Source organism: Kitasatospora sp. MBT63 (genome assembly GCF_000710465.2).
Classification (GTDB): domain Bacteria; phylum Actinomycetota; class Actinomycetes; order Streptomycetales; family Streptomycetaceae; genus Kitasatospora.
Map to the genome: position 1 here is coordinate 17,273 of NZ_JAIZ01000489.1, position 7,350 is coordinate 24,622.

Genomic DNA, 7,350 nt, shown 5'->3' on the forward strand with positions numbered 1-7,350 from the left:
CCTGCCGTCGTTCCACCCGCTGCGCATCGCCCTGCCGCTCGGCCTCGCCGTCATCGGCCTCGCCCTGGAGCTGTACGGGCTGCGCCCCGGCGCCGCCCAGGACGGCCGGCCGATCGACCTGCCGGCCGGCCTCGGCTCCGCCAGCGCGGCGCTGCTCGTCGGCTGGTCGCTGGCCGCCGCCGGGGTGGCCGTCCTCACCGCCCCGCTGCTCGCGCTGACCGGACGGCTGCTCGCGCTCGGCCGGCCCACCCCGCTGCGGCTGCTGGCCGGCCGCGGGCTCACCGCCCAGGCGGACCGGCTGGGCGCCCCGCTCGCCGTCCTGGCGCTGACGCTGGCCGTGGTGCTCACCGCCGCCCGGCAGTGGACCGGCCACCCCGGCACCGCCGAGATGCTGCCCGCCGCCGAGGGCGTTCTGCTGGTGGGCTGCGCCGCGGTGGCGGTGGTCTTCCGGCTGATCGAGATCCGGGCGGCCCGCCGCGAGGTGACCGGCGATCTGCTCCGGCTCGGCACCGCCCCCGGCCTGCTGGTCGGCGCGGTGGCGCTGCGCACGGTGGCCGCCGGAACGGTCCTGCTGGCGACCGGCGGCCTGACCGCCCTGCTCGCGGCCGGCGCGCTGACCACCTGACGACCCGGTGATCCGACGACAGGACCCGGCCCGCCGCCCCGTGGGGCAGTGGACCGGGTCCTGTCGTCGGATCGCGGTCTTCCCGCTCCGTCAGCCGGCCGCGGCCAGCTGGCCGCAGGCCCCGTCGATCTCCTGGCCGCGGGTGTCGCGGACGGTGGTCGGCACGCCGTGGGCCTGGAGCCGACGCACGAACTCGCGCTCGTCCTCCGGGCGGGAGGCCGTCCACTTGGAGCCCGGCGTCGGGTTCAGCGGGATCAGGTTGACGTGCACCCGGTGGTTCTTGATCAGCCGGCCGAGCAGGTCGGCGCGCCAGGCCTGGTCGTTGATGTCCTTGATCAGCGCGTACTCGATGGAGATCCGCCGCCCGGACTTCTCCGCGTAGTTCCAGGCCGCGTCCAGCACCTCGGCGACCTTCCAGCGGGTGTTGACCGGCACCAGCTCGTCGCGCAGCTCGTCGTCCGGGGCGTGCAGCGACAGCGCCAGCCGGCAGCTGAGGCCCTCGTCCGCCAGCCGGTTCATGGCCGGGACCAGGCCGACGGTGGAGACGGTGATACCGCGCTGGGACAGGCCGAAGCCGTCCGGCGCCGGGTCGGTGAGCCGGCGGATCGAGGCCAGCACCCGGTTGTAGTTGGCCAGCGGCTCGCCCATGCCCATGAAGACCACGTTGGACAGCCGGGCCTCACCGCCGGGGATCTCGCCGTCCTTCAGCGCGCGCATCCCGGCCGCGATCTGCTCGACGATCTCCGCGGTGGACAGGTTGCGGGTCAGCCCGGCCTGGCCGGTGGCGCAGAACGGGCAGTTCATGCCGCAGCCGGCCTGCGAGCTGATGCACATGGTCACCCGGTCCGGGTAGCGCATCAGCACCGACTCGACCAGGGTGCCGTCGAAGAGCTTCCAGAGCGTCTTGCGGGTGGTGTCGTCGTCGCAGGAGACGTGCCGCACCACCGACATCAGGTCCGGCAGCAGGCTCTCGGTGAGCTTCTGGCGGCTCCCGGCGGGGATGTCCGTCCAGCTCTCCGGGTCGTTCGACATCCGGCCGAAGTAGTGGTTGGACAGCTGCTTGGCGCGGAACGGCTGCTCGCCCAGCTCGGCGACGGCCTCCTTGCGCTCGGCGGGGCTGAGGTCGGCGAGGTGTCGCGGGGGCTTGGCGCCGCGCGGCGCGACGAAGGTCAGTTCTCCGGGCTTAGGCATGGTCCGTCCAGTGTCTCAGATCGCCGACGCTGGTCCGTGTCCCGCTTGGGGCCGGAGCCGTCGGTCCGGCGATCGTCCGTCATCACCGGTCGCCCTCCGGTCGAACCCTCGGTCGACCCCTCGGCCCCCGGAGGGCCCGGTACCGCCGTCCGCCGTTACCAGGCCGAGAACGGGCATCACCAGGAATCCGACCAGGACCGGCAGCTTCCACCGGCCCAGCACCGCCGATGCCGACGCCGTCCCCGGGAGTGCGACCAGGACCGACACCAGCGCCGTCACCCACGCCCAACGGCGGCCGGACCTCAGCCGCCACCATCCCGCCAGCCACATGACCGCCACGAGCGCCGACAACCCGGCGTACAGGCGCGCCGCGAGGTGCGCCGGGGCGGGGATCTCGGGAACGCGGCGGACCGGGCGCGCCGGCGGCGGGCTGAAAAGTCGAGCCCCGGACGGCGGGCGTCCGGGGCTCGTGTGCGGCTGTGCGGGCGGCGCGGAGAGGCGCTGCGGGTTGCGGGGCTGCGGGGCCGGCTCAGCTGCCGACGAAGGCCGTGAGCAGCAGCCAGACCACCGGGGCCGTCGGCAGCAGCGAGTCCAGGCGGTCCATGATGCCGCCGTGGCCGGGGAGCAGGGTGCCCATGTCCTTGATGCCCAGGTCCCGCTTGATCATCGACTCGGCGAGGTCGCCCAGCGTCGCGGTGACCGCCGCGCAGCCGCCGAGGATCAGGCCCTGCCACCAGCTGCCGCCGTCGATCAGGTACTGCATGACCAGCGCGCCGGCCACCATCGACAGCCCGATGCCGCCGGCCAGTCCCTCGCGGGTCTTGCCGGGGCTGATGGTCGGGGCGAGCTTGTTGCGGCCGAACTTGTAGCCGACCGCGTAGGCGCCGGTGTCGCTGCAGATGGTGACGATCAGGAAGAGCAGGATCCGCCAGGAGCCGTCGTCCGAGGCCAGCATCAGCGCCACGAAGGTGGCCAGGAACGGCACGTAGAAGGCGGTGAAGATGCCTGCCGTTATGTCGCGCAGGTAGTTCTCCGGCGGCGTGCTCATCCGCCAGACCATCACCGCGAGCCCGGTCAGCGCGAGCACGGCGGCGGCCCACTGGACCCCCGCGAAGTAGCCGGTGACCACCATCGCCACGCTGCCGACCAGCAGCGGGATCCGCGGGACGTGGACCTCCTTGCGCTCCGCCAGCCGGCTGGTCAGCTCCCAGACCCCGACCCCGATCGCGGCGGCGACCACCACCAGGAAGAACGCCTTCACCACGAAGAGCGAGGCGGCGATGACCGCGCCGAGGCCGACGCCCACGCCTATCGCCGCTGGCAGGTTGCGGCCGCCTCGCGGCTTGGGGGGCTGCTGGTCGGGCTGTGCCACGGGTGTCTCCTGGACAGAGGGCATGAACTGAGTCTGCGCCGCAGTGCCCCCTTGGTACACCGCAGTGCGCTGCGAGTGACCCGTTCGGTCCGCCGGACCGGCGAGGGCCGGGCACCGGGGTCGGGGCCACCCGCAGCGGCGGGTGCGGAGGTGCTGTGCCGATGGGTTCCGCGGGGAGCGCCCCCGCCCCGGAGGCCGGGGATGCGGGGGCGCGTCTCCCGTCAGACCTCGAGCAGTTCGGCTTCCTTGTGCTTGAGCAGCTCGTCGATCTGGGCCACGTACTTCGCCGTGGTGTCGTCGAGCTCCTTCTCGCCGCGACGGCCGTCGTCCTCGCCGATCTCGCCGTCCTTGACCAGCTTGTCGATGGCGTCCTTGGCCTTGCGGCGGATCGAGCGGATGGAGACCTTGGCGTCCTCGCCCTTGCCGCGCGCGACCTTGATGTACTCCTTGCGGCGCTCCTCGGTCAGCTGCGGGAACACCACCCGGATGATGGAGCCGTCGTTCGACGGGTTGACGCCCAGGTCCGAGTCGCGGATGGCCTGCTCGATGTTGCGCAGCGCGCTCTTGTCGAACGGCGTGACGACCGCCATCCGCGGCTCCGGCACGGCGAAGGAGGCCAGCTGGTTGATGGGCGTGATGGCGCCGTAGTACTCCGCGACGATCTTGGCGAACATCGCCGGGTGCGCGCGGCCGGTGCGGATGGCGGCGAAGTCGTCCTTCGCGACCGCGACGGCCTTCTCCATCTTCTCCTCGGCCTCGAGGAGGGTCTCTTCGATCACTGTGTGCTCCCTGTCCGCTTCATCTGCTGTTGTTCCGTACCGGTGCCCCGGACGGCTGATCGCTTCTCAGGCCCGGGCGGAATCCTGGCTGATGAGTGTGCCGATCTTCTCACCCTTCACCGCACGGGCGATATTGCCCTCGGCCAACAGCTCGAACACCAGCATCGGCAGGCTGTTGTCCTTGCAGAGCGTGATCGCGGTCAGGTCCGCCACCTTCAGATCGCGCGAGATCACCTCGGTGTAGTCCAGCGCGTCGAACTTGACCGCCGAGGGGTTGGTCCGCGGGTCGGCGTCGTAGACCCCGTCCACGCCGTTCTTGCCCATCAGCAGGACCTCGGCGTGGATCTCCAGCGCACGCTGCACGGCGGTGGTGTCGGTGGAGAAGTACGGCATGCCCATACCGGCGCCGAAGATGACCACGCGGCCCTTCTCCAGGTGCCGCACGGCGCGCAGCGGGAGGTAGGGCTCCGCGACCTGGCCCATGGTGATCGCGGTCTGCACGCGGGTCTCGATGCCTTCCTTGATCAGGAAGTCCTGGAGCGCCAGGCAGTTCATCACGGTGCCGAGCATGCCCATGTAGTCGGAGCGGGCCCGGTCCATGCCGCGGACCTGGAGCTCGGCGCCCCGGAAGAAGTTGCCGCCGCCGATCACCACGGCCACCTCGGTGCCCGAGCGGACCACCGTGCCGATCTCCCGGGCGATCGCGTGCACGACGTCCGGGTCGACACCGAGGCCGCCGCCACCGGCGAAGGCCTCACCGGACAGCTTGAGCAGAACCCGCCGACGGCTGCCGTCCTGCGCGGTCTCCTGCGTCTGGTGCATGGGCCTCTCCTTCTCCGCCTGCTGATGCGCAGGGCTGCATGTGCTGCTCACAGTGCCGGGTGTGCGGTCCCCGAAGCTGCGGGTACACGCGAGGAGGCCACTGCCGCGGGAACCGGTACGGTGTCCTGCACGGCAATGGCCTCCTCGTCGTTCATGGTGCCGACGCGGCCCCCAAGGGGTACCGGAGAGCCTGATCGGCGTGTTCCTGTCGCCCGCGCGGTGGGGCGGCGGCGCCTCCTACCTTAGGTCGGAAGCGCGGGGGAACAGGGCTCAGGCGCCGACGCGGAAGCGGACGAAGCGCTTGAGGGTGACGCCGGCCTCGTCGAGGACCTTGGCGACGGTCTTCTTGTTGTCCTTCGCGAAGGCCTGCTCGAGGACCGAGTTCTCCTTGACGAAGCCGGTCACGCGGCCCTCGACGATCTTCGGCAGGGCAGCCTCGGGCTTGCCCTCCTCGCGCGCGGTGGCCTCGGCGACGCGGCGCTCGTTCTCGATGTCCTCGGCCGGGATGTCCTCGCGGGAGAGGTACTTCGGCGCGAAGGCGGCGATGTGCTGCGCGATGTCCTTGGCGACCTCGGCGTTCTCCTTGTCGAGCTCGACCAGGACGCCGACCTGCGGCGGCAGGTCCGGGGAGGTGCGGTGCATGTAGGCGGCGACGAAGCCGTCACCGTCGAACTGGGCGAAGCGCTTGAAAACGATCTTCTCGCCCAGGTTGGCGTTGGCCTCGTCCACGAACTGCTGGACGGTCTTGCCCGGCTCGATCTCGGTGGCGAGCGCGGCCTCGACGTCGGCCGGCTTGCTGACGGCGACGTGCTTGGCCAGCGTGTCGGCGACCTCGACGAACTTCTCGCCCTTGGCGACGAAGTCGGTCTCGCAGTTCAGCTCGAGCAGGACACCGGAGTTGCCGCCCTCCAGGACCAGCGACAGCGCGCCGTTGGAGGCGTCGCGGCCCTCGCGCTTGGCAACGCCCTTCTGGCCCTTGATGCGGAGCAGCTCGACGGCCTTGTCGACGTTGCCCTCGGCCTCGTCCAGAGCCTTCTTGCAGTCCATCATGCCGGCGCCGGTGAGCTCACGGAGCTTCTTGACGTCCGCGGCGGTGAAGTTCGCCATGGTGTGATCTCTTCTCACGTCTCGCGTGTCAGCGTGGGATGGTGCCGAGGCCGCTGGTTCGGCCCCGGCACGGGAGAAAGGGGCGCCTACCGGCTACGTACCCGGTGGGCGCCCCTCACCCTGTGGTACGTCAGGCCTGCTCGGCCTCGGCGGCCGGAGCCTCGGCAACCGGAGCCTCGTCGGCGGCGGGCGCCTCGGCCTCGGCGGCGGCCGGAGCCTCATCGGCGGCGGGGGCCTCGTCGGCCTTCTGGCCCTCGAGGATGTCCTTCTCCCAGTCGGCCAGCGGCTGGTCGGCACCCGGCTCGGCCTTGGCGTCGCCCTTGGCGACACCGGCGCGGGACTTCAGGCCCTCGGCGACGGCGTCGGCGATCACGCGGGTCAGCAGGGTGACGGAGCGGATCGCGTCGTCGTTGCCCGGGATCTTGTAGTCGACCTCGTCGGGGTCGCAGTTGGTGTCGAGGATCGCGACGACCGGGATGTTCAGCTTGCGAGCCTCGCCGACCGCGATGTGCTCCTTCTTGGTGTCCACGATCCAGACGGCGCTGGGCACGCGCTGCATGTCGCGGATACCACCGAGGGTCTTCTCCAGCTTGTCGTACTCGCGCTGGAGGACCAGGAGCTCCTTCTTGGTGAGGCCGGAACCGGCCACATCCGTGAAGTCGATCTCGCCGAGCTCCTTGAGGCGCTGCAGGCGCTTGTAGACGGTCGAGAAGTTGGTCAGCATGCCGCCGAGCCAGCGCTGGTTGACGTAGGGCATGCCCACGCGCGCGGCCTGCTCGGCGATGGCCTCCTGGGCCTGCTTCTTGGTGCCGACGAAGAGGATGCTGCCGCCGTGGGCAACGGTCTCCTTGACGAACTCGAAGGCGCGGTCGATGTAGTTCAGCGACTGCAGGAGGTCGATGATGTAGATGCCGTTGCGCTCCGTGAAGATGAAACGCTTCATCTTCGGGTTCCAACGACGGGTCTGGTGACCGAAGTGGACGCCGCTCTCCAGCAGCTCCCGCATCGTGACGACGGCCATGGCCGTGCTCCTCAGGTGTTGCGCCCGGCTCGTCCACCCGTGCTCGCCGGAAGGCTCGTACGGTGCGGACTCTGCGCCGGGTCGGTCTCGGTTTGTCCGTGCCGGTCGGGTGACCGCCACGCCTGACGCCCCGAACGTGCCGTGCCACCTCCGTCAGCGCGGCGGCCGTGGGGCCGCAGGCCGGCGATCACGGCCCTGACGGGCCGGGAAGCACTGGCTGCGCAGACTCGGGGGACCGAGCGGCACTCGCACCGGAGGGGCCTCGCCGCCCCCTCGCGGGACCGGCTGCTCCACCGGTGGCGGGGCGTGCGAAGTCGACCCGGCGGACCGGGTCGCGTGTGAAGTGTACGGGAAGCGCCGAGTCAGGAGCGACCCCGGCCGATTCGCGGGGCGGCGGGGGGAGGGCAGCGGGGGGTGCGATGAGGGGTGGGCG

At 71.3% G+C, this 7,350-nt stretch carries 6 protein-coding genes and 1 pseudogene; 1 reads left to right on the forward strand and 6 read right to left on the reverse strand.

Translation table 11 applies throughout. The features are described 5' to 3' along the window. A pseudogene (locus tag AA75_RS26660) lies at positions 1–625 on the forward strand (hypothetical protein); the annotation flags it as partial. A gap of 90 nt (positions 626–715) precedes the next feature. On the opposite strand, the gene rlmN reads toward AA75_RS26660, so the two are convergent. The 6 genes from rlmN to rpsB all read right to left on the reverse strand — a co-directional run bounded on the left by rlmN (position 716) and on the right by rpsB (position 6,917). Beyond that, a complete protein-coding gene (gene rlmN, locus AA75_RS26665; protein ID WP_033822807.1) occupies positions 716–1,816 on the reverse strand; it encodes a 23S rRNA (adenine(2503)-C(2))-methyltransferase RlmN in 1,101 nt (366 codons plus the stop codon). 529 nt (positions 1,817–2,345) lie between these two features. Then, entirely contained in the window at positions 2,346–3,212 is an 867-nt protein-coding gene (locus AA75_RS26670) for a phosphatidate cytidylyltransferase (RefSeq protein ID WP_149038391.1), read from the reverse strand. 197 nt (positions 3,213–3,409) lie between these two features. Next, a complete protein-coding gene (frr, locus tag AA75_RS26675) occupies positions 3,410–3,967 on the reverse strand; it encodes a ribosome recycling factor (RefSeq protein WP_033822809.1) in 558 nt (185 codons plus the stop codon). A gap of 66 nt (positions 3,968–4,033) precedes the next feature. Then, positions 4,034–4,789 (reverse strand): UMP kinase, encoded by a 756-nt coding sequence (gene pyrH, locus AA75_RS26680; protein ID WP_033822810.1) that lies wholly within the window; start codon positions 4,787–4,789, stop codon positions 4,034–4,036. A gap of 270 nt (positions 4,790–5,059) precedes the next feature. Beyond that, positions 5,060–5,896 carry a translation elongation factor Ts gene (tsf, locus tag AA75_RS26685; protein ID WP_033822811.1) on the reverse strand — a complete coding sequence of 279 codons (837 nt, stop codon included), beginning with the start codon at positions 5,894–5,896 and terminating at the stop codon, positions 5,060–5,062. A gap of 130 nt (positions 5,897–6,026) precedes the next feature. Then, entirely contained in the window at positions 6,027–6,917 is an 891-nt protein-coding gene (gene rpsB / locus AA75_RS26690) for a 30S ribosomal protein S2 (RefSeq protein ID WP_033822812.1), read from the reverse strand. Between the last annotated feature and the right edge of the window lie 433 nt (positions 6,918–7,350).